23 protein-coding genes and 1 tRNA gene are annotated in these 26,126 nt (G+C 64.9%); 16 read left to right on the top strand and 8 right to left on the bottom strand.

The window, feature by feature from the left end; translation table 11 throughout:
• Positions 1-157 precede the first annotated feature (157 nt).
• A complete protein-coding gene (locus ACO1P8_RS21800; protein ID WP_486297945.1) occupies positions 158-736 on the top strand; it encodes a TIGR00645 family protein in 579 nt (192 codons plus the stop codon).
• Positions 737-887: 151 nt separating this feature from the next.
• On the opposite strand, the gene ACO1P8_RS21805 is transcribed toward ACO1P8_RS21800, so the two are convergent.
• Together ACO1P8_RS21805 and ACO1P8_RS21810 are read right to left on the bottom strand one after the other, a co-directional pair.
• Positions 888-1,094, bottom strand: coding sequence for a cold-shock protein (locus ACO1P8_RS21805; RefSeq protein WP_086065757.1), 207 nt, complete (start codon positions 1,092-1,094; stop codon positions 888-890).
• Positions 1,095-1,718: 624 nt separating this feature from the next.
• Positions 1,719-1,805, bottom strand: a tRNA-Leu gene (locus tag ACO1P8_RS21810).
• Between the two features lie 44 nt (positions 1,806-1,849).
• Here ACO1P8_RS21810 and dapC point away from each other — a divergent pair.
• The 5 genes from dapC to ACO1P8_RS21835 are packed head-to-tail and all read left to right on the top strand — an operon-like array spanning position 1,850 to position 7,880.
• Positions 1,850-3,049: a succinyldiaminopimelate transaminase gene (dapC, locus tag ACO1P8_RS21815; RefSeq protein ID WP_486297946.1), complete on the top strand. Its 1,200-nt coding sequence runs from the start codon at positions 1,850-1,852 to the stop codon at positions 3,047-3,049.
• Positions 3,050-3,069: 20 nt separating this feature from the next.
• Positions 3,070-3,891, top strand: a complete 822-nt coding sequence (dapD, locus tag ACO1P8_RS21820; RefSeq protein WP_486297947.1) for a 2,3,4,5-tetrahydropyridine-2,6-dicarboxylate N-succinyltransferase — start codon at positions 3,070-3,072, stop codon at positions 3,889-3,891.
• Positions 3,891-5,030: a succinyl-diaminopimelate desuccinylase gene (gene dapE / locus ACO1P8_RS21825; RefSeq protein ID WP_486297948.1), complete on the top strand. Its 1,140-nt coding sequence runs from the start codon at positions 3,891-3,893 to the stop codon at positions 5,028-5,030. The genes dapD and dapE overlap by 1 nt, the downstream gene beginning before the upstream one ends.
• A 7-nt stretch (positions 5,031-5,037) precedes the next feature.
• Complete coding sequence (gene prmB / locus ACO1P8_RS21830; RefSeq protein ID WP_486297949.1) at positions 5,038-5,934, top strand: 50S ribosomal protein L3 N(5)-glutamine methyltransferase; 897 nt, start codon at positions 5,038-5,040, stop codon at positions 5,932-5,934.
• Positions 5,931-7,880, top strand: a complete 1,950-nt coding sequence (locus ACO1P8_RS21835) for an ABC-F family ATP-binding cassette domain-containing protein (RefSeq protein ID WP_486297950.1) — start codon at positions 5,931-5,933, stop codon at positions 7,878-7,880. The genes prmB and ACO1P8_RS21835 overlap by 4 nt, the downstream gene beginning before the upstream one ends.
• A gap of 97 nt (positions 7,881-7,977) precedes the next feature.
• Here the strand turns inward: ACO1P8_RS21835 and ACO1P8_RS21840 are convergent, their stop codons facing one another.
• Both ACO1P8_RS21840 and ACO1P8_RS21845 read right to left on the bottom strand, forming a co-directional pair.
• The gene (locus ACO1P8_RS21840; RefSeq protein WP_486297951.1) at positions 7,978-10,263 is read right to left on the bottom strand and encodes a UvrD-helicase domain-containing protein; all 2,286 of its coding nucleotides are present in this window, start codon (positions 10,261-10,263) and stop codon (positions 7,978-7,980) included.
• Entirely contained in the window at positions 10,260-11,468 is a 1,209-nt protein-coding gene (locus tag ACO1P8_RS21845; protein WP_486297952.1) for a DesA family fatty acid desaturase, read from the bottom strand. Before ACO1P8_RS21845 ends, ACO1P8_RS21840 begins: the two co-directional genes overlap by 4 nt.
• Before the next feature lie 338 nt (positions 11,469-11,806).
• Here ACO1P8_RS21845 and ACO1P8_RS21850 point away from each other — a divergent pair, with 338 nt between their 5' ends.
• Positions 11,807-12,130 (top strand): hypothetical protein, encoded by a 324-nt coding sequence (locus ACO1P8_RS21850; RefSeq protein ID WP_486297953.1) that lies wholly within the window; start codon positions 11,807-11,809, stop codon positions 12,128-12,130.
• On the opposite strand, the gene ACO1P8_RS21855 is transcribed toward ACO1P8_RS21850, so the two are convergent.
• Positions 12,102-13,463, bottom strand: a complete 1,362-nt coding sequence (locus tag ACO1P8_RS21855) for an RsmB/NOP family class I SAM-dependent RNA methyltransferase (protein ID WP_486297994.1) — start codon at positions 13,461-13,463, stop codon at positions 12,102-12,104. The two genes, ACO1P8_RS21850 and ACO1P8_RS21855, sit on opposite strands and share 29 nt — an antisense overlap.
• A gap of 163 nt (positions 13,464-13,626) precedes the next feature.
• Positions 13,627-14,241 (bottom strand): phosphoribosylglycinamide formyltransferase, encoded by a 615-nt coding sequence (purN, locus tag ACO1P8_RS21860; protein ID WP_486297995.1) that lies wholly within the window; start codon positions 14,239-14,241, stop codon positions 13,627-13,629.
• Between the two features lie 121 nt (positions 14,242-14,362).
• Here purN and ACO1P8_RS21865 point away from each other — a divergent pair, with 121 nt between their 5' ends.
• The 4 genes from ACO1P8_RS21865 to coaBC are packed head-to-tail and all read left to right on the top strand — an operon-like array spanning position 14,363 to position 19,971.
• Positions 14,363-15,331 carry a bifunctional riboflavin kinase/FAD synthetase gene (locus tag ACO1P8_RS21865; RefSeq protein ID WP_094842657.1) on the top strand — a complete coding sequence of 323 codons (969 nt, stop codon included), beginning with the start codon at positions 14,363-14,365 and terminating at the stop codon, positions 15,329-15,331.
• Positions 15,321-18,185, top strand: a complete 2,865-nt coding sequence (gene ileS, locus ACO1P8_RS21870; protein WP_486297954.1) for an isoleucine--tRNA ligase — start codon at positions 15,321-15,323, stop codon at positions 18,183-18,185. The genes ACO1P8_RS21865 and ileS overlap by 11 nt, the downstream gene beginning before the upstream one ends.
• Entirely contained in the window at positions 18,178-18,732 is a 555-nt protein-coding gene (gene lspA / locus ACO1P8_RS21875; protein ID WP_486297955.1) for a signal peptidase II, read from the top strand. The genes ileS and lspA overlap by 8 nt, the downstream gene beginning before the upstream one ends.
• 42 nt (positions 18,733-18,774) lie before the next feature.
• On the top strand, positions 18,775-19,971 hold the full coding sequence (coaBC, locus tag ACO1P8_RS21880) for a bifunctional phosphopantothenoylcysteine decarboxylase/phosphopantothenate--cysteine ligase CoaBC (RefSeq protein ID WP_486297956.1): 1,197 nt from the start codon (positions 18,775-18,777) through the stop codon (positions 19,969-19,971).
• Between the two features lie 7 nt (positions 19,972-19,978).
• On the opposite strand, the gene ACO1P8_RS21885 is transcribed toward coaBC, so the two are convergent.
• On the bottom strand, positions 19,979-21,034 hold the full coding sequence (locus tag ACO1P8_RS21885) for a metal-dependent hydrolase (protein WP_486297957.1): 1,056 nt from the start codon (positions 21,032-21,034) through the stop codon (positions 19,979-19,981).
• A gap of 96 nt (positions 21,035-21,130) precedes the next feature.
• Between ACO1P8_RS21885 and ACO1P8_RS21890 the strand changes: the two genes are divergently transcribed.
• The 3 genes from ACO1P8_RS21890 to dut are packed head-to-tail and all read left to right on the top strand — an operon-like array spanning position 21,131 to position 22,822.
• Positions 21,131-21,772 (top strand): DedA family protein, encoded by a 642-nt coding sequence (locus tag ACO1P8_RS21890; protein ID WP_486297958.1) that lies wholly within the window; start codon positions 21,131-21,133, stop codon positions 21,770-21,772.
• An 8-nt stretch (positions 21,773-21,780) separates the two neighbouring features.
• Positions 21,781-22,320, top strand: a complete 540-nt coding sequence (locus ACO1P8_RS21895; RefSeq protein ID WP_486297959.1) for a hypothetical protein — start codon at positions 21,781-21,783, stop codon at positions 22,318-22,320.
• A 52-nt stretch (positions 22,321-22,372) separates the two neighbouring features.
• Entirely contained in the window at positions 22,373-22,822 is a 450-nt protein-coding gene (gene dut, locus ACO1P8_RS21900; RefSeq protein WP_486297960.1) for a dUTP diphosphatase, read from the top strand.
• Between the two features lie 70 nt (positions 22,823-22,892).
• Here the strand turns inward: dut and ACO1P8_RS21905 are convergent, their stop codons facing one another.
• On the bottom strand, positions 22,893-24,005 hold the full coding sequence (locus tag ACO1P8_RS21905) for an NADH:flavin oxidoreductase/NADH oxidase (protein WP_486297961.1): 1,113 nt from the start codon (positions 24,003-24,005) through the stop codon (positions 22,893-22,895).
• Positions 24,006-24,165: 160 nt separating this feature from the next.
• On the opposite strand from ACO1P8_RS21905, the gene ACO1P8_RS21910 reads away from it, so the two are divergent.
• Positions 24,166-24,591: an OsmC family protein gene (locus ACO1P8_RS21910; RefSeq protein ID WP_486297962.1), complete on the top strand. Its 426-nt coding sequence runs from the start codon at positions 24,166-24,168 to the stop codon at positions 24,589-24,591.
• A gap of 236 nt (positions 24,592-24,827) precedes the next feature.
• A complete protein-coding gene (locus ACO1P8_RS21915) occupies positions 24,828-26,120 on the top strand; it encodes an Nramp family divalent metal transporter (protein WP_486297963.1) in 1,293 nt (430 codons plus the stop codon).
• Positions 26,121-26,126: the final 6 nt, after the last annotated feature.

Consider the following 26,126-nt stretch of genomic DNA (forward strand, 5'->3'; position numbering starts at 1 on the left):
TCGTTTGCCCTCTTTCAAGCCGCCGCCGCGGCGGGGGACGGATAACTTCGGGCGTTGATTCCACGTGATGGATAAGCATGCGGACGCCGACGCGGCAGCACGGAAAGGCTGCTGTCAGCTTGATAAAATTCGATCCCGTTTCGCATCCCGAGTCTTCATGCCCATGCAACCACGCGCCCCTGGCGACACTCCTCCCCGCCTGAGCACCATGGCGGCCCTCATCTTCAGCTCCCGCTGGCTGCAGTTGCCCTTGTATCTCGGCCTGATCGTCGCGCAAGGTGTTTACGTGCTGCTGTTCCTGAAGGAACTCTGGCACCTGGTCAGCCATGCGACGTCCTTCGGCGAGCAACAGATCATGTTGATCGTCCTCGGCCTGATCGACGTCGTCATGATTTCAAACCTGCTGGTCATGGTAATCGTGGGCGGCTACGAGACCTTCGTCTCGCGCCTTAGGCTGGAAGGGCATCCGGATCAGCCGGAATGGTTAAGCCATGTGAACGCCAGCGTGCTCAAGGTCAAACTTGCAATGGCCATCATCGGCATTTCGTCGATTCACCTGCTACGCACCTTCATCGAGGCCGGCGCGCTGGGCACCGCGGACGTCAAGTACACGGAAAGCGGCGTCATGTGGCAGACGATCATCCACTGCGTGTTCATTCTTTCGGCCATCGGTATCGCCTACGTGGACCGGCTCCTGGCGCCGCCGTCGCCGGCCAAGGACTACGCCGCGCATTGAATTCGGATGCGGACACAGGCTGCAAAAAGAGAAAGGCGTGTCCGACCGACACGCCTTTCTTTTCTTTTTCCCGACCCCGTCCAGTGCGGGACGACGGAATGCGCGGGGATCGCAGCAGTGACCACGGCCGCCGCTGGCTCGGCGCGCAGCCCTACTTCAGAATCTGGATATTCATGGCGGCAGGCCCCTTGGCGCCCTGGCCTACTTCGTAAGTGACGCGCTGGTTTTCCTGCAGCGTCTTGTACCCTTCCGTGCGAATCTGCGAGAAGTGCACGAACAGATCCTTGCTGCCATCGTCGGGAACGATAAAGCCGTATCCCTTTTCCGCGTTGAACCACTTGACGATGCCGGTTGCCATATTTGCCACCACCTGAGCTGATGAATAGAAAAAGATTTCGCTAGATTATCAAGGAAGGGAAACCGGCAACTACAGTACCTATGACGGCGACAGATAGAATTAAGACCACGTCGCTTGAATATCTCGCTGATCGAGTGTAATCGGGATTTTTTTTCCGGGTCAACCACGGCCCGCCGAAAATAAGCAGTTGTCGTGACCTGCGGCGAACCGCCGTCGCAACGCGGCGCACGCTTGGCTTAATCACCACAACTTTAGGCTTTGTGCGATCGTGGAACCTTGACGAATGTCATATATCGGCAATTCGTGGAACGGGATAAAGCACAGCTACCCGAAAGAATCCGGCGGCCCGCATCGACCGCGGACCAACCCCCGCGAACCAACCATATGGCGGCGCCGGCCAGCCCCCGGGGCGGGTGGATCGAAAAGCCGGCCCGCACTTGCAACGCTTCTGCCGGCCGATGGTGGCCGGGACATGCAACCTGGCCCCTGGTAGGGACGTGCAGCCTAGCCTTGCGGGACTTGCACCCTGGTCTTGGCCAAGGTCTGCCACTCGGCCCGCAACCCGTTGATTCTTATGGCTTTAAGTCCAACGGACAAATCCACGAAATCAACGGGTTCAAAGAGTGGTGCGAAGGAGGGGACTCGAACCCCTACACCTGTTACGGCGTCAGGACCTAAACCTGGTGCGTCTACCAATTTCGCCACCTTCGCAAGCGGAGCCCGATATTGTAGCTTGCTTGTTAAAATCGCGCCCCATGAACCCCCGCCTCGATGCACTGCACCCCTACCCCTTCGAAAAACTCCGCCGCCTGATGGCTGATGCGGGCGCGCCGCCCAGCGGCCTGGCGCCCATCAACCTATCCATCGGCGAACCCAAGCATGACACGCCGGCCCGCGTCGCTCAGGCCATGGTGCAGGCCCTGCCCGGCGGGCTGGCATCCTATCCCACGACGAAGGGCGAGACGCGTCTGCGGGAGGTCATCGCGCAATGGCTGGCCAAGCGCTACGGCATTGCCGCACCCGATCCCGAGACCCAGGTCCTGCCCGTGCTCGGGTCGCGCGAGGCGCTGTTCGCCTTCGCCCAAACCGTTATCGACCCTACGGGCGACGACGTGGTGATCTGCCCGAATCCGTTCTATCAAATCTACGAAGGCGCCGCGCTGCTGGCCGGTGCCCAACCGTATTACGTCAACGCCGATCCCGACCGCAACTTCGGGGCGGACTGGAGCCAGGTTCCCGAGGAAGTTTGGCGCAAGGCCCGCATGGTGTACGTATGCTCGCCCGGCAACCCCGCGGGCAACGTCATGTCCATGGACGATTGGCGCGAGATCCTGGAATTGAGCGACCGCTACGGTTTCATCGTGGCGTCCGACGAGTGCTATTCGGAGATCTACCTGAACGAAACCCAGCCTCCACTGGGCGGATTGCAGGCCGCGCACGCACTGGACCGTACCGACTATCGCAACCTGATCGTCTTCTCCAGCCTGTCCAAGCGATCCAACGTGCCGGGCATGCGCTCGGGTTTCGTTGCCGGCGACGCCAGCCTTGTCGCCCGCTTCCTCCTTTACCGGACCTACCACGGCAGCGCGATGAGCCCTGTCGTGTCGGCCGCCAGCATCGCGGCCTGGACCGATGAGACCCATGTGCGAGAGAATCGCAGGCTTTACCGCGAGAAATTCGATGCGGTCGTGCCCATTCTGCAGCGCGCGATGAGCGTCACGCGGCCCGCCGCGTCGTTCTATCTATGGGTCGCCACGCCGATACCCGATACGGATTTCGCGCGCGAGCTGTACGCCAGCACCGGGGTAACGGTACTTCCGGGCAGCTATCTCGCCCGCGACGCCCACGGCCGCAATCCCGGGCTGAACCGCATCCGCATGGCGCTGGTCGCCCCGTTGGCGCAGTGCGTCGACGCCGCCGAACGCATCGCCAATTTCGCCAAGATTGCTGTCTAACCCCTCAACCGTTGAAAAACATGACTCTCGACCTTCAAACAACCATCGAATACGCCTGGGAAGCCAGAGCCTCCCTGACGCCCACCGATGCCAGCGCGGAAATCCGCGAAGCCGTCGAACACACCATCGATGCCCTGGACACGGGTCGCCTGCGCGTGGCGGATAAAGCGACGGGCGAATGGCTGGTGCATCAATGGATCAAGAAGGCGGTCCTGCTTTCGTTCCGTCTGCAGGAAAACGCCGTCATGGGCGAAGCCCCGCTGCAGTTCTACGACAAGGTGCCGCTGAAGTTCGCCGAATATGGCAACGCCGCGTTCCAGCACGGCGGCTACCGCGTAGTGCCGCCCGCCGTGGCGCGTCGCGGCGCCTTCATCGGCCGCAACGTCGTCCTGATGCCGTCGTACGTGAACCTGGGCGCCTATGTGGACGAAGGCACCATGGTCGATACCTGGGCCACCGTAGGATCGTGCGCGCAGATCGGCAAGAACGTCCATTTGTCCGGCGGTGTCGGCATCGGCGGCGTGCTGGAGCCGCTGCAGGCCAATCCCACCATCATCGAAGATAACTGCTTCATCGGCGCGCGCTCCGAAATCGTGGAAGGCGTCATCGTGGAAGAGAACTCGGTGCTTTCCATGGGTGTCTACCTGTCGCAAAGCACCAAGATATTCGATCGCGCCACGGGCAAGGTCACCTACGGGCGCATCCCGTCGGGTTCGGTGGTCGTGCCGGGGTCGCTGCCCGCGGCCGACGGCTCGCACAGCCTGTATTGCGCCGTGATCGTCAAGCGCGTGGATGCCCAGACCCGTGCAAAGACCAGCATCAATGATTTGCTGAGGGCGTAATGGCTGCAACCGCCGTACTCGACCTGGTCAAGGATCTGATCGCCCGCCCCTCGGTCACGCCGGCGGACTTCGACTGCCAACGGATGCTGGCGCTGCGGCTGGAACAGAGCGGTTTTCGCTGCGAAAGCATTGTTCGCAACGGCGTAACCAATCTGTGGGCGCGCCGCGGGACGACCGGTCCGCTGGTGGTATTCGCCGGACACACCGACGTGGTCCCCACCGGCCCGCTGGAGAAATGGGAAAGCGATCCTTTCGTACCGGTCGAGCGCGACGGTTTCCTGTATGGCCGCGGCGCGGCCGACATGAAAAGCTCCATCGCGGCGTTCGTGGTGGCGGTCGAGGAATTCGTGGCTACCCACCCCTCGCATGCCGGTTCCATCGCGCTGCTGCTGACCTCCGATGAAGAAGGCCCATCGGTGGACGGCACCGTGCGCGTGTGCGAATGGCTGCAAGAACGTGGAGAAACGCTGGACTACTGCATTGTAGGGGAACCCACCTCGACCGATCGCCTGGGCGATGTTTGCAAGAACGGCCGGCGTGGCTCCCTGACGGGCCGCCTGAAGGTCAAAGGCATGCAGGGCCACGTCGCCTATCCGCATCTGGCGCGCAACGCCGTTCACGACGTTGCGCCGGCGCTGGCCGAACTGGTCTCCATCGAATGGGACCAGGGCAATGCCTACTTTCCTCCGACGACATTCCAGGTCTCCAATATGTCCGCCGGCACGGGCGCAACCAATATCGTGCCCGGCGAAGCGGTCCTGGTGTTCAACTTCCGTTTTTCCACCGCGAGTACGCCGGACAGCCTGAAGTCCCGTGTCACGACCGTGCTGGACGAGCACGGCGTCGATTACCACATCGATTGGGAGCTGGGCGGCGAACCCTTCCTGACCCCAAAGGGCACGCTCAGCACCGCGCTCACCGACGCCATCCGCGCGGAAACGGGACTGGAGACGGAACTGTCCACTACCGGCGGTACGTCCGATGGCCGTTTCCTGGCCAAGATCTGCCCGCAGGTCATCGAATTCGGTCCCTGCAACGCGACCATCCACAAAGTCAACGAACGCATCGAGCTCGACTCGCTCGTTCCCCTGAAGAACATTTATCGCCGCACGGTCGAAAACCTGCTGCTCGCGGTGTGACCGCCCAATGTCCTTATCCAATCGCCCCGAATTGCTCACCGTCCGCGACCTTATCCGCTACGGCGTTTCCCGGCTGAACGCCGGCCAGGTCAGTTTCGGCCACGGCAGCGACAATGCCTGGGACGAAGCCGTGTATCTGGTGCTGCACACGCTGCACCTTCCCCTCGATACGCTGGATCCCTTCCTGGACGCGCACGTTCTGGCGGAAGAACGCGAACAAGTCCTGGCGCTGCTGGACAGGCGCGTGCGCGAGCGCGTGCCGGCCCCCTACCTGACCAACGAGGCATGGCTGCGCGGACGCCGCTTCTATGTCGACAACCGCGTCATCGTGCCCCGCTCGCCGATCGCCGAACTGCTGGACGACAGCCTCTCACCCTGGGTGGCGGACCCCGAAACAGTCGAGTATGTCCTGGACATGTGCACCGGCTCGGGCTGCCTGGCGGTGCTGTCCGCACTGGCATTCCCTTTCGCGCACGTCGATGGCGTCGACATTTCTGCCAGCGCACTGGAAGTCGCAATGCACAACGTGGGCGCCTACAACCTGCATGACCGTGTCTTCCTGCATTGCAGCGATCTGTTCCAGAAACTGGCGCCACGCCAGTACGACGTGATCATCTGCAACCCACCCTACGTGAATGCGGACTCCATGCATGCCTTGCCGCAGGAGTACCGGCACGAGCCGCATCTGGCCCTGGCTGGCGGCGATGACGGCATGGACCTGGTCCGGCGCATCCTGACCGAGTCCCCTGCCTACCTGGCACCCAAGGGTCTGCTGGTACTGGAAATCGGCCACGAACGCGCGCATTTCGAAAGCGCATTTCCTGAGCTGGAACCCGTTTGGCTGGATTCGTCCGAGGCCTCGGACCAGATCATTCTGCTGACCCGCGAGCAACTGGCGCCGTGATACGCGGATCTGGAATCACCCTGCGCCGCGGGACCAAGGTCCTGCTGGACGACGCGGACTTCGTCGTCAACCCGGGGGAACGCGTCGGCATCGTCGGCAAGAATGGCGCGGGCAAATCTTCCCTGTTCGCATTGCTGACGGGCACGCTCGACGTCGACGCCGGCAACCTTACCCTGCCTCCCGATTGGCGCATCGCCAGCGTTCAGCAGGAACTGCACGCCGACGACCGCCCCGCGCGCGAGTTCGTCATCGATGGCGATACGCCCCTGCGAGAGCTGCAGGCCCGGCGTGCCGAGCTCGCCGATCACCAGGGTACCGAGATCGCCGAAACCGAAGCCGCGCTGATTGAAGCCGGCGCCTGGAGCGCGCCGTCGCGCGCCGAACAACTGCTTGCCGGGCTGGGCTTCAAGCCAGCGGAATGGACCCAGCCGGTTGCCAGCTTTTCGGGCGGCTGGCGCATGCGGCTGGCGCTGGCGCGCGCGCTGATGGCGCCGTCCGACCTGCTGCTGCTCGACGAGCCGACCAACCACCTGGATCTGGACGCCATGCTGTGGCTGGAAAAATGGCTAACGGCATATCCCGGCACGGTATTGCTGATTTCTCACGATACGGAGTTCCTGGATGCAGCGGCCAAGGCCATCCTGCATTTCGACCATGGCAAGCTCGTGCGCTACCGTGGCGGCTACCAGGATTTCCTCGAGCAACGCGCCGAACGCTTGCGTCAAACCCGCATTGCCTGGGAAAAGCAAAGCCGGGAAACGGCCCGCTTGCAGGGATTCATCGACCGTTTCAAGGCCAAGGCATCCAAGGCCAAGCAGGCGCAAAGCCGAGTGAAGGCATTGGCGCGCATGCAGACGCTGGCGCCGCTGCACGCCGAAGCCGGCATCGACATCCGCATTCCATCACCGGACCATATGCCGGATCCGTTGCTGGTGCTGGAGAAGCTATCGGCGGGGTATACGGATGACAACGGCCGGCCGGTCGATATCCTGCGCGACGTGACGCTGATGGTGCGCGCGGGCAGCCGTGTGGGTATCCTGGGGGCCAACGGCGCGGGCAAGAGTACGCTGGTGAAGACCTTGGCCGAGACCCTGCCCGTGCGATCGGGCGAGCGGCGAGCCTCGCGCGGCCTGTCGATCGGCTACTTCGCGCAACACCAGTTGGATATGCTGGATCTGAACGCCACGCCGCTTCTGCATTTGGCGCGCATCGCACCCGACGCGCGCGAACAGGAATTGCGCAACTACCTGGGCGGCTTCGGTTTCTCCGGTGACGCAGTGACGGGGCCTGTGGGCCCCATGTCCGGCGGCGAAAAAGCGCGTCTGGCGTTGTCCCTGATCGTCTGGCAGAAGCCCAACCTGCTTCTGCTCGACGAACCCAGCAACCACCTGGATGTGGAAACGCGCGAGGCCCTGGCCGCGGCGCTGGCGGAATTCGCCGGCAGTATGCTGCTGGTTTCCCACGACCGCCACCTGTTGCGCACCACGGTGGACAGCTTCTGGATCGTCGCCGATGGCATCGTACGTGAATTCGAAGGCGACCTGGAGGACTATCGGGACTGGCTGGCCGCGCGGGGCACGGAGGAAAAAGCCGAAGCCGCGCGTGCCAACGCGAGCGATACGCCGCCGCCCGCAGACCGCAAGCAGCAGCGCCGTCTGGAGGCCGAACAACGGCAACGCATGGCGGCGGCCCGCAAGCCGCTGGAGGCCAAGCTGGCCAAGGTGGACGCTGAAATGGAAACCGTGCGGGCGCGCCTGGAATCGCTGGACGCATTGATTGCCGATGCCGACCTGTACTCGGACGCTCGCCGCGCGGAACGCCAGAAAGTCATGAGCGAACACGGCGAACTGGGCAAACGCATGGCGACACTGGAAGAACAGTGGCTGGGTTTGCACGAAGCCATCGAAGCGGCGGAGAAAACCGTCTCGGTTTCCTCGCCACCCTGAAAGCAAGCGGGCGCCCATGGACGCCCGCCTGTTTCCGGTATCGCATCGCCCTCGGCACGAAACGATCCGGCCGGGCGGCCCCGCGCACCGTGTCGGATCAACCCGCGATGACGTCCAGTTTGGCGATACCCAACGCCAGGGTTTTGGCGCCGACATCCCGGAACTGGATCTGGGCCTGCGCATCCTGGCCGGTGCCGCTCAGGCCAATGATGGTGCCATCGCCGAAACGGGCATGCCGGACGCCCTGGCCAATGCGGTAATGCCGGTCGCCGACCGTCACACCCGAAGTCACCCCACGGGGCTGGCGCGGTGCGATGGCGCTTACGGGTTTGCGCCCGAATGCGTCCCGGGGAGCCCCGCCCCATACCGATCCCCCGCCAAAATGGTCGTCCGCAGCGCCTGCGCGCGGCGTCAGCCACTTCAAATGCTGTTCCGGGATCTCTGCCAGGAAACGTGAACGCATGGCGTAGCGCGTCTGCCCATGCAGCATGCGGCTTTGGGCCAGGCTCAGGTACAGGCGTTCGCGCGCGCGCGTGATCGCGACATACATCAGGCGCCGCTCTTCTTCCAGGCCCGCCTGTTCCAGCACGCTGTTTTCATGCGGGAACAAGCCTTCTTCCAGGCCGGTGATGAAGACCGCATCGAACTCCAGCCCTTTGGCGGCGTGAACCGTCATCATCTGCACAGCGTCCTGCCCTGCCTGCGCCTGGTTGTCACCCGCTTCCAATGCCGCATGGGACAGGAAGGCGGCCAGCGGCGTCAGGTTGTCCGGGACGGGGTTGATGTTCGCCTCGAGCGCCGGATCCGCTATCGCGTCGCGCTGGGCGGGCACGCCCGCTGGCAAGCCGTCGAAATTTTCCTCGGTCGAAAACACCGCAGCGGCCGTGACAAGTTCGTTCAAGTTCTCGATGCGCTCGGTGCCTTCCTTTTCGCCACGGTAATGTTCGATCAGCCCGCTGGCCTCGAGCACATGTTCGACCATCTCAGGCAGGGGCAGTTCACGGGTGTCATCGGCCATGCGGCCGATCAATGTCGCGAACTGTGCCAGATTGGAGCCGCCCTTTCCCGCGACGCGGGCCACGGCACCGTAGAGGCTGGTGTCATGGGCCCGAGCCGCATCCGCAAGTTGTTCCAGCGTGCGTGCGCCTATGCCCCGCGCGGGGAAGTTGACCACGCGCATCCACGACGTATCGTCATGCGGATTGGAGATGAGCCGCAAGTACGCAAGGGCGTGTTTGATTTCCTGGCGTTCGAAAAAGCGCAGGCCGCCATAGACCTTATAGGGTATTCCAGCCGAAAACAGGGCATGCTCCAGCACGCGCGATTGCGCGTTGCTGCGGTAGAGCACGGCGATCTCGCGGCGCGCCCGCCCCTCGTTGACGAGGGAGCGGATTTCGTCGACGACCCACTGCGCTTCCATGCCGTCGGACGGTTGCTCGATGACCCGTACCGGCTCGCCTTCGCCCTGTTCGGTCCACAGATTCTTGCCCAGCCGGCCGCTGTTATGGTCGATCAGCGCGTTTGCGGAATCCAGGATATGGCCGTAGGAACGATAGTTCTGTTCCAGCCTGATGACCGTGCCCTTCGCGTAGTCGCGTTCGAAGTCGGACATGTTGCCGACATTCGCGCCCCGAAACGCATAGATGGACTGGTCATCGTCCCCGACCGCGAAAATATACGCGCCACCGCCCGCCAGCATCCTTAGCCACTTGTACTGCAGCGTATTGGTGTCCTGAAACTCGTCGACCAGGATGTGCCGGAACCGGCGCTGGTAATGTTCGCGTACCGGCGCATTACGCGAGAGAAGCTCGTATGCGCGCAACAGCAATTCGGGAAAGTCGACCACCCCTTCCCGTTGGCACTGCGCTTCATACAGTTGATAGATTTCGATCAGGCGCCGTCGGTGGCTGTCCCAGGCTTCGAGGTCGCCCGGTCGCTCGCCCTCTTCCTTGGCGCCGTTAATGAAGCGCTGGACATCGCGAGGCGGATATTTCTCGTCATCGATGCCGTTGGCCTTGAGCAGCCGCTTGATCGCCGCCAATTGATCCGCGGTGTCGAGGATCTGGAAGGCTTGCGGCAGACCGGCATCGCGGTGGTGAGCCCGCAGCAGCCGGTTGCACAGGCCGTGGAATGTGCCAATCCACAAACCGCGCGTATCGATGGGGAGGATGGCCGAAATGCGTGCCAGCATTTCGCGCGCGGCCTTGTTGGTAAAGGTGACCGCGAGCAGCGCATAGGGGCTGGCCAATCCGTTCTGGATCAGCCATGCCATGCGGGTAGTGAGGACGCGCGTCTTGCCGCTACCCGCCCCGGCCAAGACCAGGGCGTGCTGCGGTTCCAGCGTGACTGCGGCGCGTTGTTCCGGATTTAACTTGTCGATCATGCCGCGTAGCGGCGGAGTCGGTCGGCGAACTGCTCCAGCCCTTCAATGCCGCTCTGCTGGGCCCGTTGGCACCAGGCCTGCAGATGGCTCAGCAATTGTTCGCTGCTCGCGCTGGAGCTTTCCCACAGGCGTCCCAGCTCGCGCCGCATCTGTACCAGCGTCGACAACGACTGGCTGCCGGCGATGGCCTGGTCCAACTGGGCGACCTGCTCCGGCTGCAAGGCATCTTCCGAGCGATGAAGCCAGCGACGAACGCGGCGCAGGGTCGTCCAGCGGCATTCCGCGCCATCCGGGTTGCGGGAGGTCTTGAGCTTGGCCAGTTCCTGGCGGGCAGCGCTCTTGATGATGTCGCCGTAGCGCGCCATCACTTCGTAGCGGTGGGTAATCACGCCCTGCAGGGTGCTGAGGTCCACCATCGGCTTGTGGGATTCCAGCTTGAGCTTGGGCGCGACTTTCTTCACCTTGGCCAGGCCGACGAATTGCAGGATACGGATATAGCCCCAGCCGATGTCGAACTCGTACCACTTGGCGGAGAACTTGGCCGAGGTACCGTAGGCGTGGTGGTTGTTGTGCAGCTCTTCCCCGCCGATGACGATGCCCCACGGGAACACATTGGTGCTGGTGTCGGGACTGGCGTAGTTGCGATAGCCCCAATAGTGGCCGATGCCATTGACGACGCCCGCCGCCCAGAACGGAATCCAGGCCATCTGCACCGCCCAGACCGTCACGCCGACGGCGCCGAACATGGCGATATCCAGGGCGAGCATGATCATCACGCCCATCAGGCTGTGGCGCGCATAGACATTGCGCTCGAGCCAGTCATCCGGCGTGCCGTGGCCGAACTTCGCCATGGTCTCTGCGTTGGTGGCTTCTTCGCGATAGAGCTCGGCGCCGCGGAACAGTACTTTCCAGATGCCGAACAGCATGGGCGAGTGCGGATCGCCGTCGCGTTCACATTTCGCGTGGTGCTTGCGGTGTATGGCGACCCATTCCTTGGTGACCATGCCGGTGGTCATCCAGAGCCAGAAGCGGAAGAAGTGCATGACCGCCGGATGGAGGTCCAGACCGCGGTGCGCCTGGCTGCGATGGAGGAACACCGTGACGCCGACGATGGTGACGTGCGTTGCAACCAAGGTGAAAATGACGATCTGCCACCAGGAAGCGTGCAAGAAACCGCCGGCGGCGAAGGAAAGGATGTGATCCATATAGGGCGTAGAGACCTCAGCTAAGAGCCAGCTTCGGAGTTTAGCCTACCTTGCGCCGTTATGACAGCACCCAACATTGACCCAACCCACTTGAAATTCCGGCAAAATTGTTGTTTTCCCCCACTACTGTGCTCATCTTGACCGCTTTTTCAACGCCTCGCCCGGCACCGGCCCCTTCCGGCGCCTTTCACGCCCTGTCCGAGGACCTGGGCGACCTGCCCAGGCCCGCCCTCAGGGCGCGAGGGCGTTTCTTTTGCGCCACAGCCATCGCGCTCTTCCTTACTTTCCCGGTCGGCGGCGTCCGCGCAGCGGATGCGCCCGAGCGCCTGACGTGGTCCGTGCCAACCGGAAAAACCGTTGTGCTGGCCGAATACTACGAAATCCAGGAATCCGGCTGCCGCGCCATGCGCGCCCCGCCGGTCATCGTGAAGACGCGCCCGACGCTGGGCAAGCTGGTGGTGAATACGACCACCGGTCAAGCAAGCCGCTCGGCGAAGTGCCGCCACGTCCAGGTGCCGGTAACGCGCGTCCTGTACCACGCCGGCGAAAGGCCGGGACAGGACGCTTTCGCCTGGGAGATTTTCTTCCAGGCACGGAACCTGGGCACACGGGCGGTCCAGGGAAGCGCGACCGTCACGCCTGGCCGGCCGACGGATCGCTGACCGGCGCCTGCCCGGCCAGCGGTTGTGGGTCAGCCTCGGCCCGGTCGGCCGCGTCCGCTTCGGCGGGCGGCTCCAGGGGGACAGGCTCACTCGAGACGGCAGCCTGTTCGGCCGTCGCGCCGCCCTTGCGCCGCTCGAACACGGCCGCGAAAAAGCCATCGGTGCCGTGCACGTCCGGCCGCAGCTGCATGTAAGGGCCTTGCAGGTTCAGCCCCTCGCAGCGCGCGCCGACGAGCGCGGCGGCGTCCAGGCGTTCGAACTCGGGGTGCGTGGCGAGGAAGATCTCGGCCTGGGCCTCGTTTTCCTCCACCAGCAAGCTGCAGGTGGCGTAGACCAGCCGCCCGCCCGGCGCGACACAGCGGGCCGCCGCGGACAGGATGCGGGTCTGCAGGACGCCCAGTTCCTGCAATGCCTCCGGGTGCTGGCGCCATTTCAGGTCAGGATTTCGCCGCAAGGTGCCGATGCCGCTGCAGGGCGCATCCACCAACACCCGCTGGGCCTTGCCGGCCAGGCGTTTGACCCGGGTGTCGTTTTCGCTGTCGATGACGACCGGCACCACATTGGAAAGGCCGCTGCGCGCGAAACGGGGTTTGGCGCGCGCCAGGCGCGCGGCCGACACGTCGAAGGCGTACAACCGGCCCGTCGACCGCATCAGCGCCCCGATCAGCAAGGTCTTGCCGCCGGCGCCGGCGCAGAAATCGATGATCATTTCGCCGCGCCGTGGCGCCACCAGCAGGGCAAGAAGCTGGCTGCCCTCGTCCTGGACCTCGATTTCCCCGGCCTCGAACTGAGGCCACCGATTGACGGGCGGATGTCCGTCCAGGCGTATCCCCCACGGCGAGAAAGGCATGGGACGCGGCTGGTAGCGCGCGGCCGGGCCGTTGCTCAGGCCTTGCAGGACGGTATCCCGATCCGCCTTCAAGGGGTTGACGCGCAGATCGAGCGGCGCCGGGCGGTTCAAGGCATCGACCAGGGCGTCGGCGTTCTCGAAAGCCCCCAGGCGCTCATCGAGCCAATCCGGCAGGCTGGCGCGCACGGCGCGCGGCAGCGTGGCCGGATCGATCCGCAGGATGTGGTCCAGCCAATCGTTTTCCTGGGGCGTCAATGCGTCGCGCAGGACTTCCCGCCCCTGCGTGGCGGCCAGACCCTGGATGGCCAGCCGGCGCGCGGCGGCCCCGACGCCGGTTTCGGCAAAGCGCCGATAGCGCCGGAGATTGCGCAGGACGTCGTAGGCCGCCTCCGCCACTTCCGCGCGGTCGCGCCCGCCCAGCGCGGGATGCGCGCGCAGCCAATGTGTCAGGACGCCGTCCGCGGGATGCGCCCACTGCAGCATCTCGCCCAGAACCTGCTGCACCTGGCCCAGCCGGATGGCAGCAAACGACGGGCGCGGACGATCCGCCTCGCCGGCGCGCGGCGCCATGGATCTTGCGCCGGCGCGATGCGGTTTCTTCATGTCTATTCCCTGACGGGCGTTCGCCCATCGATAAAAGATCGGTTTACGTTCCGGCGGTATCGCCGGCGGACCCTATGAACAGGCGCGACGGCTCGCCCTCTACCTGGACGCGATGGTCCGCCGTCAGGCTGACACGCCCCTCCACGAGCCAGCGCACCGCCGCGGGAAACATCTGGTGCTCCATGCCCAGGACGCGCTCGGCGAGGCTTTCCGGCGTATCGCCGCTTAGCACAGGCACGCAGGCCTGCGCGATGATGGGCCCATGATCGAGCAGGGGCGTGACGAAATGGACAGTGCAGCCATGCACCTGTACCCCCGTAGCCAGTGCCTGGCCATGGGTGTGCAGGCCCGGAAACGCCGGCAGCAAGGACGGATGGATATTGACCAGGCGGCCCGCGTAGCGGCTGACGAAGCCGGGCGTGAGCACGCGCATGAATCCCGCCAGGATCACGTAATCGGGCCGATAGCGGTCGATCTCCTGGGCCAGGGCGGCGTCGAACGCCTCGCGCCCGGGGAAATCGCGGTGATACACAGATGCAGCCGGGATGCCGGCTTCGCGGGCCCATTTGAGGCCAGCCGCATCGGGCCGGCTGGCGATGACCGCGGAAATATCGGCCGGCCAGTTTTCGCGGCGGCAGGCCTGGACCAGGGCCTGCATATTGCTGCCGCGGCCGGAAATCAGAATAACGAGCCGCCGACGACCCGAAGATAAAGCTGCCAAGGTGTATGTTCCAGAGGAAATAAAGAGCAAGCGCGGGCAAAATTGTAAACTCTCGTTCGTGAAACCCGCGCTGCACATCTTCCGCTCCCTTCCCCCGCCCGGCGCCCGCCGCCCCTGCGCCCTGACGATCGGCAACTTCGACGGGGTGCATCGGGGACACCAGGCCATGCTGGCGCGCGTGCGCGCCGCGGCCCGTGAACGCGGCCTGACACCGGCCGTCATGACCTTCGAACCGCATCCGCGCGAATATTTCGCCGTGTTGAATCAACGCCCGGAACTCGCGCCGACGCGTATCACCGGCCTACGCGACAAGCTGGACGCCCTGGCGCGATTCGGCATCGAACAGGTGGTCGTCGAGCGATTCAACGCCCGCCTGGCGGAAATGTCGCCCGAAACCTTCATCGACCGGTTGCTGGTGCGCGGCCTGGGCGCCCGATGGATCCTCGTCGGCCCGGACTTTCGCTTTGGCCACAAACGCAGCGGGGACATCGAGCTGCTGCGCGACGCCGGCAGAACCCACGGTTTCGACGTGGAAACGCTTGCCGACGTCACCGACGCACATGGGCACCGCATTTCCAGCTCCGAGGTCCGCACCGCCCTGGCCGTGGGCGACCTGGCGCGCGCGCAGGATCTGCTGGGCCACCCCTACCACCTCAGCGGCCACGTCGTGCACGGCCGCAAGCTGGGCCGCACCCTTGGCTTTCCCACCCTCAACGTACGGGTAACGCCGCGCTGCGCGGCCCGCTCGGGCATCTACGTGGTACGGGTGCACGGGCTGGGCGATACGCCCCTACCCGCCGTCGCCAGCCTGGGCGTACGCCCCACCGTGGAGGACGGCGGGCAGGTGCTGCTGGAAGCCCATGTGCTGGACGCCGCCGCCCTGGATGCATACGGTAAACTCGTGCGGATCGAATTCCTGCAACAGCTGCGGGACGAAGAAAAGTTCCCGGATCTCCCTTCCCTGACAGCCGCCATCGCCGAAGACGCGCGAAACGCGCGCGCCTACTTTGCCGTTCATGGACTATAAAAAGACGCTCAACCTGCCCGATACCTCCTTTCCGATGCGGGGCGACCTTGCGAAGCGCGAGCCCGCATGGATTGCCGAATGGGAGGAAAACCACGTTTACCAGGCCATCCGTGCCGCCAGCAAAGGGCGGCCGCGCTTCGTCCTGCATGACGGACCGCCCTATGCCAACGGCGACATCCACATCGGCCACGCGGTCAACAAGATCCTGAAGGACATCATCCTGAAAAGCCGGAACATGGCCGGCTACGACGCCCATTACGTGCCGGGCTGGGACTGCCACGGCATGCCGATCGAAATTCAGATCGAAAAGAAATACGGCAAGAACCTTCCCGTCGCGGAGATGCAATCCAAGGCGCGGGCCTATGCGCACGAGCAGATCGAGCGGCAGAAGAAGGACTTCAAGCGCCTGGGCGTTCTGGGGCAGTGGGACCGGCCCTACATGACGATGGCCTTTCGCAACGAGGCCAATGAAATCCGCGCCTTGGCGCGCATCATGGATAAGGGCTATGTGTTCCGCGGCCTGAAACCGGTGAACTGGTGTTTCGATTGCGGCTCGGCGCTGGCCGAGGCGGAAGTCGAATACGCCGACCGCGTGGACCCGGCGGTTGATGTAGCCTTCCCCTTCGCCGACAAGGCAGGCCTGGCGCGCGCATTCGGATTGGCGTCCGTGGACGATGGCGCCATTGTGATCTGGACGACCACGCCCTGGACGATTCCTTCCAACCAGGCGCTGAACCTGCATCCCGAAATCGAGTACGCGCTGGTGCGTGTATCCGCTGCCCTGCCCACCGGTCCGCTGCTGCTGCTGGCGACCGAACGCGTGCAAACCTGTCTGGAACACTGGGGCCTGCAGGGTGAAATCGTGGCCTCCACGCGCGGGGAAGCGCTGGCCGGGCTGACGTTCCATCACCCTCTTGCACGGGTCGATGCCGGCTACAACCGACTGTCACCCATCTACCTGGGCGACTATGTCACCCTGGATACCGGCACGGGCGTGGTGCATTCGGCGCCCGCCTACGGCATCGAGGATTTCGTGTCGTGCAAGACGCACGGCCTGGCCGATGCGGACATGCTCAGCCCCGTGATGGGCGACGGTCGGTACGCCTCCACGCTGCCGCTGTTCGGCGGCCTGAGCATCTGGGACGCCAATCCCAAGATCGTCGAAACCCTGCGCGAGGCCGGTACGCTGCTGCACAGCGAAAAGCACAAGCACAGCTATATGCACTGCTGGCGGCACAAAACGCCGATCATCTACCGCGCCACCAATCAATGGTTCGCCGGCATGGATATCACACCGCGCGAGGGCGGCCCCACCCTGCGTGAAGCCGCGCTGGCCGGTATCGAAGCGACGCGTTTCTATCCCGCCTGGGGCCGCGCGCGCCTGCACGCCATGATCGCCAACCGTCCCGACTGGACCTTGTCGCGCCAGCGCCAATGGGGCGTGCCCATGGCGTTCTTCGTGCACAAGGAAACCGGTGCGCTGCACCCCCGCACCGTCGAACTGCTGGAGCAAATCGCGCAGCGGGTCGAACAGGGCGGCATCGAAACCTGGCAGTCGCTGGATCCGCGCGAACTGCTGGGCGACGAAGCCGACATGTACGAGAAAAGCCGCGACACGCTCGATGTGTGGTTCGACTCCGGCACCACGCACTTCACGGTACTGGGCGGCAAGGACGCGACGCAATCGGGTTCGCATGGCGAAGAACTGGCCTGGCCGGCGGACCTCTACCTCGAGGGCTCGGACCAGCATCGCGGCTGGTTCCACTCCTCTCTGCTGACGGGCTGCATGCTTTACGGCCGCCCTCCGTACAACGCGTTGCTCACGCACGGCTTCGTCGTCGACGGCCAGGGCCGCAAGATGAGCAAATCGGTGGGTAACGTCATCGCGCCGCAGAAGGTCTCGGACTCCCTCGGCGCGGAGATCCTGCGCCTTTGGGTGGCGTCCACGGACTACTCCGGGGAATTGTCCATCTCCGACGAGATCCTCAAGCGGGTGGTCGAAAGCTACCGCCGCATCCGCAATACCTTGCGATTCCTGTTGGCCAACCTGGCCGACTTCGACGCGGTGTCGATGACAGTGCCCTATGCGCAGCGCCTCGAGATCGACCGCTATGCGCTCGCCATGACCGCGCAAATGCAGCAGGAAGTGCTGGGCCACTACGAAAAATACGACTTCCATCCCGCGATGTCGCGCCTGCAGACCTTCTGCTCCGAAGACCTGGGCGCGTTCTACCTGGATATCCTGAAGGATCGCCTGTACACGACCGGCACCACCAGCGTGGCGCGCCGATCCGCGCAAAGCACGCTGCTCGACATCACGCAGACGCTGGTCAAGCTGATGGCTCCCGTGCTGTCCTTCACCGCCGAAGAGGCATGGAAGGAATTGACCGGCACCGCGCTCACGCACCAGGCCGACGTCGCACGCGCCACGGTGTTCGCGGAAGTCTTCCAGGCCTTGCCGCCACTGGCCGAGGGGGACCCGCTGCCCGCCAAATGGAGTCGCCTGCGGGCCATCCGCGCGGAAGTGATGCGCAAGCTCGAAGAAGTGCGCAGCGCCGGCGGCATCGGTTCGTCGCTGCAGGCCGAGATCGACATCACCGCATCCGGCGATGACCTCGATGCGCTACGCAGTCTGGGCGACGACCTGCGCTTCGTCCTGATCGTTTCCCGGGCGACGGTACATGCGGGCACCGGTGGCGAGCTGCAGATCGCGATCGCGCCGTCCTCGCACAAGAAATGCGAACGCTGCTGGCACTGGCGGGCCGACGTGGGTGTGGACCCGGACCATCCGGAAATCTGCGGTCGTTGTGTCAGCAACCTGTTTGGCACCGGCGAGGCGCGCGAGCATGCTTGAGGCGGGCGATCGGTTATCCGCCGCCGGCGCGGCGCCCGCGCCACGTGGCCGCGGACTGGCGTTCTGGCTTTTGGTAGCCCTGGTCGTGATCGTCCTGGACCAGGCAGCCAAGCTGTACTTCAACGGCAGCTACTCCTATGGCCAGCGTGTCAATGTGCTGCCGATATTCGATTTCACGCTGGTGTACAACCGTGGCGCGGCCTTCAGTTTCCTGGCCACGGAAGCGGGTTGGCAACGCTGGTTCTTCACCGCGCTGGGCGTCGTCGCCGCCATCGTCATCACGGTGATCCTCGGGCGCCAGGGACGCCGCGCACATCCCCGATTCTCGCTGGCCCTGGCGATGATCATGGGAGGGGCGCTGGGCAACGTGATCGATCGGGTCGTCTACGGCCACGTGGTCGATTTCCTGCTTTTCTACTGGAAGGACTGGTACTACCCGGCGTTCAATGTGGCCGACGTCGCGATTACCTGCGGCGCCATCCTGCTGGTGCTGGATGAACTGCTGCGGATGCGCAAGCCCGATCCGGGCCCTGTCAACCGGCCATGATCGGCGCATAATGGGCACGTCTTCCCGATCCGCGATTCTTCCATGCTCGATCTCGCCCGCAAACGTATCGTCCTAGGCATGTCGGGTGGCATTGCCGCCTACAAAATCGCCGAGCTCGTGCGCCGGCTTACCGAACAAGGGGCGGTCATCGACGTCGTCATGACCGACGCCGCCACGCACTTCATCACGCCGGTCACCATGCAGGCGCTGTCAGGGCGGCCCGTCTATGTCAGCGAATGGGATGCGCGCGTCGATAACAATATGGCGCACATCGACCTGACGCGCGGCGCCGACGCCGTGCTGATCGCCCCCTGCAGCGCCGACTTCATCGCCAAGCTGGCGCACGGCATGGCCAACGACCTGTTGTCCACCTTGTGCCTGGCGCGCACCTGCCCCCTGCTGATCGTGCCGGCCATGAACCGCGAAATGTGGGCCAACCGCGCCACGCAGCGCAACGCCGCGCAATTGCGCGAGGACGGCATCGAAATCCTGGGCCCGGCGGCAGGCGACCAGGCCTGCGGGGAGATCGGCGACGGCCGCATGCTGGAGCCGCATGAGATCCTGGCCGACGTCATCGCCTTCTTCCAACCCAAGACGCTTGCGGGCAAGCATGTGCTGTTGACCGCCGGCCCGACGGTCGAACCCATCGACCCGGTGCGCGTCATCAGCAACCGTTCGTCGGGCAAGACCGGGTATGCGATCGCGCGGGCCGCCCGAGAGGCGGGAGCCCGCGTCACGCTGGTCAGCGGGCCGACATCCCTGCCCGCCCCCCGCGGGGTGGATATCCAACCCGTGCAGACGGCGCGGCAGATGCACGCCGCGGTCATGGCGCAGGCGCGGCAGGCCGATATATTCATCGCCGTTGCCGCCGTCGCCGACTGGCGCGTGAAAAACGCCAGCGCACAGAAAATGAAGAAGGACGAATCCGGGGGCGGCGCGCCGGTACTCGAATTCGAACCCAACCCCGACATCCTGGCCGAGGTGGCGGCAATGCCGAACGGCCCATGGTGCGTGGGCTTCGCGGCGGAAACCGAAGACCTGGCCGCGCATGCGGAAGCCAAGCGCCGGCGCAAGGGTGTCCCGTTACTGGTCGGCAACCTGGCGCATCGTGTCATGGACCTCGACGACACCGAGCTCGTGCTTTTCGATGAAAGCGGCATGCATCCGCTGCCGCCGGCCGCCAAGCTGGATGCGGCCCGCCGCCTTGTCGCCGAGATCGCGGCGCGACTGCCCGGCTGACTTGCTCTTAGTCCGCCTGCGCGGAAGCAGCCTGGGTGGTGCGGCTGGCCCAGGCTCCCAATGGCAGGGGCGGCTGCGGCGCGACGATGCGATTCAATATCTGCCGCAGTTCAGCCCACCCGCCGCGATCGGTCGGCCATCGGCTGGGCAGGACGGTCTGCCAACCCGCCAAGGGTGAGCCCCTCGCCATGACGAATCGAAAGGTGTAATACCCAGGCATGCCCATGCGCAAATCGGTGACCACGAGGTCGCCGCCGATCGCGTCGTAGCGCAGCCAGCCCCCCGTGAACCACTTCAGTCGCGCCAGCAGTCGATCGGGCGGCAGGCCCCGCAGCAATCCCCGGTTCAGCGGCTGGCGCAATTGCTCCGGTTCGTCGCGATCGAACACGCTGGCCACGGTTTCGTAGTACGTGTCGTCGGGCCCGCGCGCGACAACCCGCCAAAGCAGGCTATTCAAGGGCATGGGCGCGGAAAACATCGCCGACGCGCGCTCGCCGCGCGCGGCCAATGCGGTACGCACGTGCTGCTCGACCAGGGTTTTCGCGACCAGCGTCCAGGCCAGGTAGGCCGCCGCGAACCCCAGCGCCCCGCCGCGCAGGCGGCTGATGCGTTCGCCCCAGACGAGGTTGGCCAGGAATGCAGCCAGCAAAGGCAGCGTGAAGACCGGATCGATAATGAAGATGCTGGATAGGCTGGCAGGCTGCACCGGCAACGGCCAGAACAGCTGGGTTCCATAGGTCGTCATCGCATCCAGCAACGGGTGCGTGATCAGCACCAGCCACAAGGTAAGGAATAAGCGGCTCGCGGAATACGGTACCGACGGCCAGCGCCGGCGCACCAGCCAGGCCAGCACGGCGGCCAGGCCGGTCAGGACGAAGAGAGAATGGGAAAAACCCCGGTGATAGGTCATCAGCGAAACCGGATCGGGATACGGCACAAACACGTCCAGATCCGGCAGCGTGGCGAGGACGGCGCCATACAGCAGCGCCTTGCGTCCCTGAAAGCGACCCAGCAGGGAGGCCTGAATGGCCCCACCCATTGCAACGTGCGTAAGCGAATCCATGTTTGCGTGTATTCCCTTGCCAGCGGTGCGCGGCGCCGCCCCGCGCGGCGCCCAGCCGACAAGGTAAGATACCGCATCCGAATGGCGGGGCGCGACATGGACCAATTCGTCGACCAGGTACGAAGCTTTATCGAGGCCAACCAGGATTGGGCTGGCCCCATCACGGCCCTGCTGACCATGGCGGAATCGCTCGTAATCGTCGGGCTGTTCGTGCCCGCCACGGCGCTGATGCTGATCACCGGCGGGCTGGTCGGCAGCGGATCGCTGGACGGCAGCACCATCCTGCTTTGGGGCATCGCGGGCGCCGTCGTGGGCGATGCCCTGTCGTATTGGCTGGGGCGCGGCGTCGGCCCGCGCGTGCTGCGCCGCTGGCCGCTCAGCAATCATCGCCCCGCCGTCGCGCGCGCGCGGCTGTTCTTTTCGCGGTACGGCTTCGCTTCGGTGCTGGCCGGACGGTTCATGGGCCCCATCCGCAGCACGATCCCCACGGTCGCCGGGGTGATGGGAATGAGCCACGCCCGCTTCCAGGCGGCCAATGTTTTGTCGGCCGCCCTGTGGATGCCGGCCATGCTTGCGCCCGGCTACCTGACCATGCGGCACACGGACGATATCTCGGGCGCCAGCCACATCGGCATGCTGATCGGCACGGGCATCTCTATCCTGCTTGGCGTATGGCTGTTGTGCGTGATGCTGCGCAAGCGGCGTATCCCCTCGGCCGCGCGCCGGACGCGCCGGTAGGAGCTCGCATGACGATCGATGGCGAGCCCAAGGACGGCGATTACGTCCGCTATATCGAGAAACTGGTGAACCGCGGCCAGGCCGCGCCGGGCCAGGTCCTCGGCAAGGCGGGCCACGCGGGGCCGTCACCGCTGCCACCGCCCTCGCCCGGCGAAGTGGTTCGCGAGGCGCCGACTGCCGCCCGCCGGCCTGCCGCGGCGTGGGGCCGCGGGGCCGCGTCGGCCACACCCGCTTCCGCGCCGTCACGCGGCACCGCGCCACCCGCGCAGGACACTTTGGCCGCGCGCGCCGGCAAGCGCCGTGGCGCTCTGGCGGTCACCATCGTGGCCCTCGCCATCGCGTGGCAAGCGCTTCGCATGCTATTCCAGGCGCTGCGCCAGCCGGGATTCGATCCGCAGGACCTGGTGCCCGTCGCCTTTCTATTGATTTTCGCCGGCATGCTTTGGCGGGCTGCCCGCAGCCAGCGGACACGGGCCGGCCAGCCGCCCACTCGCCTGCCTCCGTTGACCACCATCGCCAAACACGAGCCCGGTAAACCCGCCCGCTGAATCCCTTGCCGTCCGCGTTCGGCGGATGCTCCAGCCTTACCATCCCGAAACAATGAAATCCGTAGCCCTGAAAATCCTCGACGAACGCATGCGCGAATTCCTGCCCGCCTACGCCACGCCCGGCGCCGCCGGCCTGGACTTGCGTGCCTGCCTGGAAACCGCGCTGACCCTTGCCCCGGGCGAGACGGCGCTCGTGCCCACGGGGCTGGCCATCCATATCGGCGATCCCGGATACGCCGCCCTGATCCTGCCGCGTTCGGGCCTGGGCCACAAACACGGAATCGTACTGGGCAATCTGGTCGGGCTGATCGACTCCGACTACCAGGGGCAATTGATGGTGTCGACGTGGAACCGTGGCAGTGCCGACTTCACGTTGCATCCCATGGACCGCCTGGCGCAGATGGTCATCGTGCCCGTGGCCCAGGTGGCCTTCGAAGTCGTGACGGACTTCGACGCGTCGGAGCGCGGCGCCGGCGGCTTCGGCAGCACGGGCCGCGGCTAGCTGGCGCTTTGTTGCGCCAGCGGCCGCCAGGGGCTTTTGCCGGGAAGCGGCCCAGCCGCCCCCCGCGTGCCTATCGTTGACCGAAGCTGGCGTCGACGAACAGCGTTTTCAACTCGCGGGGCTGCGAACGCCAATACTGCTTGGGTGCCTGTACATGCTCTCCCAGCTGCGCCGCGGCGTGCCAGGGCCAACGCGGGTTATAGAGCATGCCCCGCGCCAGCGACACCATGTCCGCCTTGCCTTGGGCAACGATCTCGTCGGCCTGTTCGGGCTCCGTGATCAACCCGACCGCCATTGTCGGCAAGCCGGTCTCGTGCTTGACGCGTTCGGCGAAAGGCACCTGGTATCCCGGCCCCAGCGCGATCTTCTGGGCGGGCGACATACCGCCCGACGACACATCGATATAGTCGCATCCCCGCGCCTTCAAGGCGTGGGCGAAGGCCACGGTTTGCTCCAGGTCCCATCCGCCGTCCACCCAGTCGGTCGCCGACACGCGTATGCCGACGGGCTTGTCCGCGCCGAATGCCGCGCGGACGGCATCGAACACTTCCAGCGGAAATCGCATGCGGTTTTCCAGGCTGCCGCCATATTCATCGGTGCGGCGATTGGCAAGCGGCGACAGGAACTGGTGCAGCAGGTAGCCATGCGCGGCATGCACCTGGACGGTATCGAAACCCAGACGGTCCGCACGGCGCGCGGCTTGCACAAAGGCGGCGCGGACGCGTTCCAATCCGGCGGCATCCAGCGCATGGGGCGGCTCCTCGCCGTCCTTGTACGGGACGGCAGAAGGCGCGTCGCATATCCATCCCCCTTGGGCCGAGGGAATCTGGTCCCCGCCTTCCCAAGGCGTATGGCTGGAGGCCTTGCGGCCCGCGTGCGCCAGCTGCATTCCCATGTGAATGGTCGAATAGCGGCGGATCGCATGCATGACCTTGGCGATGGAGGCCTCGGTCGCGTCATCCCATAACCCGAGGTCGGCGGGAGTGATCCGGCCACCCGGCTCGACGGCGGTGGCCTCGGTAAACAGCAGGCCCGCGCCCGACAGCGCGAGATGCCCGAGATGAATCATGTGCCAATCCGTCGCCTTGCCATCCTCGGCAGAGTATTCGCACATAGGAGCGATGACGATACGGTTGGGGAGCGACATCCGCCCCAGCGAGATGGAAGAGAATAGCGATGCCATGCGAACTCCGAGCCAGGAAACCTTGCCGTTATACCGCAGGGATCGGCGTATTTTCCTGAATACCCTACTTCGAGTCCGGGCAGCCGCGGGGACTATGATCAAGGAGTCATGCGGCTCCGCATGACCGGTTTCCGACACTCACCCGTCAAGGAGTACGAGCATGAAGCGAAAAGCATCGGCAGTATGGAAAGGCGATCTCAAGTCCGGCACGGGGACGATTTCCACCGACAGTGGCGCGCTATCCAGCGCACCCTATGGCTTCAACACACGTTTCGGCGATACCAAGGGTACCAATCCGGAAGAGCTTCTTGGGGCAGCGCACGCCGGCTGCTTCTCCATGGCGCTCTCGAATATCCTTGGCGAGGCGGGCATGACGGCCGATAGCATCCAGACGGAAGCGGTCGTCACGCTGGACAAGGCCGACGGCGGATTTGCCATTACCGCGGTGCATCTGACCGTCGTGGCCCAGATACCGGGGGCGGATCCACATGCCTTCGAAGAAGCCGCGAATAAAGCCAAAGCCGGCTGCCCGGTCTCCAAAGTGCTGAACGCCACCATCACCATGGACGCCCGCCTGGCTTCCTGACGCGCCGTCACGCCGGGCGCCGCCACGGTGCCCGGCAGCGAACTCCTCGCCGCCTTCCCTACCCTTCTGGATGAGGCCGCCGCGCCGTGGGCACAACTCCTGCGTTCGGGGCGACCACGGCCCCCGTTCAGGCGACGTCCTCAATAGGCCCACCCTAATTCCACCCTAAGTTTAATTTATTTGACCAATTGCTCATCCGCCCCGACAATAAGAACCATTCTCATAAGGAAGACGCCATGAGCGAGTTGATTTACGCGATTTCGGGGGGCAAGGCTGCCCTTCAGGACGGCGGCAAGATGCCCGCCGGCCTGCGCCGGCTGATCGGCTCGGGATTGCTCGTCGCGGTGGGATACATCGATCCGGGCAACTGGGCCACCGACATCGCCGGCGGCAGCCGCTTTGGCTACCATCTTCTGATGGTGGTCTTCCTGGCGGCTTTCCTGGCGCTCGGATTCCAGGTACTGGTCTCGAGGTTGGCACTGGCGACGGGCCAGGACTTGGCGACGCTGACGGTGCGCCATCTTCCGCGCCCCTTGGCCAGGACCGCATGGCTGGCAGGCGAAGCGGCCATCCTGGCCACTGCCCTGGCGGAACTGATCGGCGGTGCCATTGCGCTGCGCCTGCTTTTCGGCATCCCGTTGATGGCTGGCGTCGCCATGACGGGTGCCGGCACCTATGCCGTTCTTCTGTTCGCGCGCAACAATGCCGAGCGCCATGAGCGCATTATCGGCCTGCTGCTCGCGATCGTTTCGGTGTCGTTCGTGTATTTGCTCTTCCAGGCGAACCCGGCGTGGACCGAAGTCGCCAGCGGCGCCGCGCAGCCCATCCGCGCGCTGCGGTCCCCTGAAGGGTTCATGATTGCCCTGGGCATCATTGGCGCGACGCTCATGCCGCACAATCTCTACCTGCATTCGGGTGAGCTGGCCCAGCGCGCGCACGGCCTGCCCGTGGCGATGCGAGGCATGGCGATGCGCGTGGCCCGTAGCGATACGGTGTTCTCGCTGGGCATCGCGACCCTGGTCAATGCGGCGATCATGATCGTCGCCGCCGCCTCGCTCTCGGGAAACGGGGTAGCGGTCAGCAGCCTGGATCAGGCCCACGCCGCGATTGGCAAGACCCTGGGCGTCGGCGCGGCTATCGTGTTCGCCGTGGCCCTGTATGCGGCCGGGCAAAGCTCGACCATCACAGGCGTACTGGCCGGCAAGGTGCTGTCGAAGGGATTCAGCACCGGAGGATGGTCCGACCGCAGGCGCGCTTTGGTGACGCGCGCGGTCGCCGGTGTCGCGGCAATGGGCATGCTGGCCTATACCGGAGGACAGGATCCCGATCAGTTGCTGGTGCTGAGCCAGGTGATATTGAGCCTGGCATTGCCCTTCGCCCTGGTGCCGCTCGTCATGCTGGCCGTGCGGCGGGACGTGATGGGGTCTTTCGTGTTACGCGGGGTCTGGCGCGCGTTGGCGATCGCGGCCACGACGGCGATCATTCTGCTCGACGGCTATCTCTTGCTCGTCCAGGTAATGCCCGGTTAAGGGTCA

This window comes from Bordetella sp., assembly GCF_057362025.1.

What these genes read in the sequence shown, in the direction of transcription:
- lspA (WP_486297955.1), top strand. Translation starts at nt 18,178, where the DNA reads ATGCTTGAGGCGGGCGATCGGTTATCCGCCGCCGGCGCGGCGCCCGCG.
- ACO1P8_RS21890 (WP_486297958.1), top strand. Translation starts at nt 21,131, where the DNA reads ATGGACCAATTCGTCGACCAGGTACGAAGCTTTATCGAGGCCAACCAG.
- dut (WP_486297960.1), top strand. Translation starts at nt 22,373, where the DNA reads ATGAAATCCGTAGCCCTGAAAATCCTCGACGAACGCATGCGCGAATTC.
- ACO1P8_RS21845 (WP_486297952.1), bottom strand. Translation starts at nt 11,468, where the DNA reads ATGGATCACATCCTTTCCTTCGCCGCCGGCGGTTTCTTGCACGCTTCC.
- ileS (WP_486297954.1), top strand. Translation starts at nt 15,321, where the DNA reads ATGGACTATAAAAAGACGCTCAACCTGCCCGATACCTCCTTTCCGATG.
- ACO1P8_RS21905 (WP_486297961.1), bottom strand. Translation starts at nt 24,005, where the DNA reads ATGGCATCGCTATTCTCTTCCATCTCGCTGGGGCGGATGTCGCTCCCC.
- ACO1P8_RS21800 (WP_486297945.1), top strand. Translation starts at nt 158, where the DNA reads ATGCCCATGCAACCACGCGCCCCTGGCGACACTCCTCCCCGCCTGAGC.
- ACO1P8_RS21885 (WP_486297957.1), bottom strand. Translation starts at nt 21,034, where the DNA reads ATGGATTCGCTTACGCACGTTGCAATGGGTGGGGCCATTCAGGCCTCC.
- ACO1P8_RS21805 (WP_086065757.1), bottom strand. Translation starts at nt 1,094, where the DNA reads ATGGCAACCGGCATCGTCAAGTGGTTCAACGCGGAAAAGGGATACGGC.
- dapE (WP_486297948.1), top strand. Translation starts at nt 3,891, where the DNA reads ATGGCTGCAACCGCCGTACTCGACCTGGTCAAGGATCTGATCGCCCGC.
- dapC (WP_486297946.1), top strand. Translation starts at nt 1,850, where the DNA reads ATGAACCCCCGCCTCGATGCACTGCACCCCTACCCCTTCGAAAAACTC.
- prmB (WP_486297949.1), top strand. Translation starts at nt 5,038, where the DNA reads ATGTCCTTATCCAATCGCCCCGAATTGCTCACCGTCCGCGACCTTATC.
- purN (WP_486297995.1), bottom strand. Translation starts at nt 14,241, where the DNA reads ATGCAGGCCCTGGTCCAGGCCTGCCGCCGCGAAAACTGGCCGGCCGAT.
- dapD (WP_486297947.1), top strand. Translation starts at nt 3,070, where the DNA reads ATGACTCTCGACCTTCAAACAACCATCGAATACGCCTGGGAAGCCAGA.
- ACO1P8_RS21910 (WP_486297962.1), top strand. Translation starts at nt 24,166, where the DNA reads ATGAAGCGAAAAGCATCGGCAGTATGGAAAGGCGATCTCAAGTCCGGC.
- ACO1P8_RS21895 (WP_486297959.1), top strand. Translation starts at nt 21,781, where the DNA reads ATGACGATCGATGGCGAGCCCAAGGACGGCGATTACGTCCGCTATATC.
- coaBC (WP_486297956.1), top strand. Translation starts at nt 18,775, where the DNA reads ATGCTCGATCTCGCCCGCAAACGTATCGTCCTAGGCATGTCGGGTGGC.
- ACO1P8_RS21840 (WP_486297951.1), bottom strand. Translation starts at nt 10,263, where the DNA reads ATGATCGACAAGTTAAATCCGGAACAACGCGCCGCAGTCACGCTGGAA.
- ACO1P8_RS21855 (WP_486297994.1), bottom strand. Translation starts at nt 13,463, where the DNA reads ATGCTGCAGTGGGCGCATCCCGCGGACGGCGTCCTGACACATTGGCTG.
- ACO1P8_RS21915 (WP_486297963.1), top strand. Translation starts at nt 24,828, where the DNA reads ATGAGCGAGTTGATTTACGCGATTTCGGGGGGCAAGGCTGCCCTTCAG.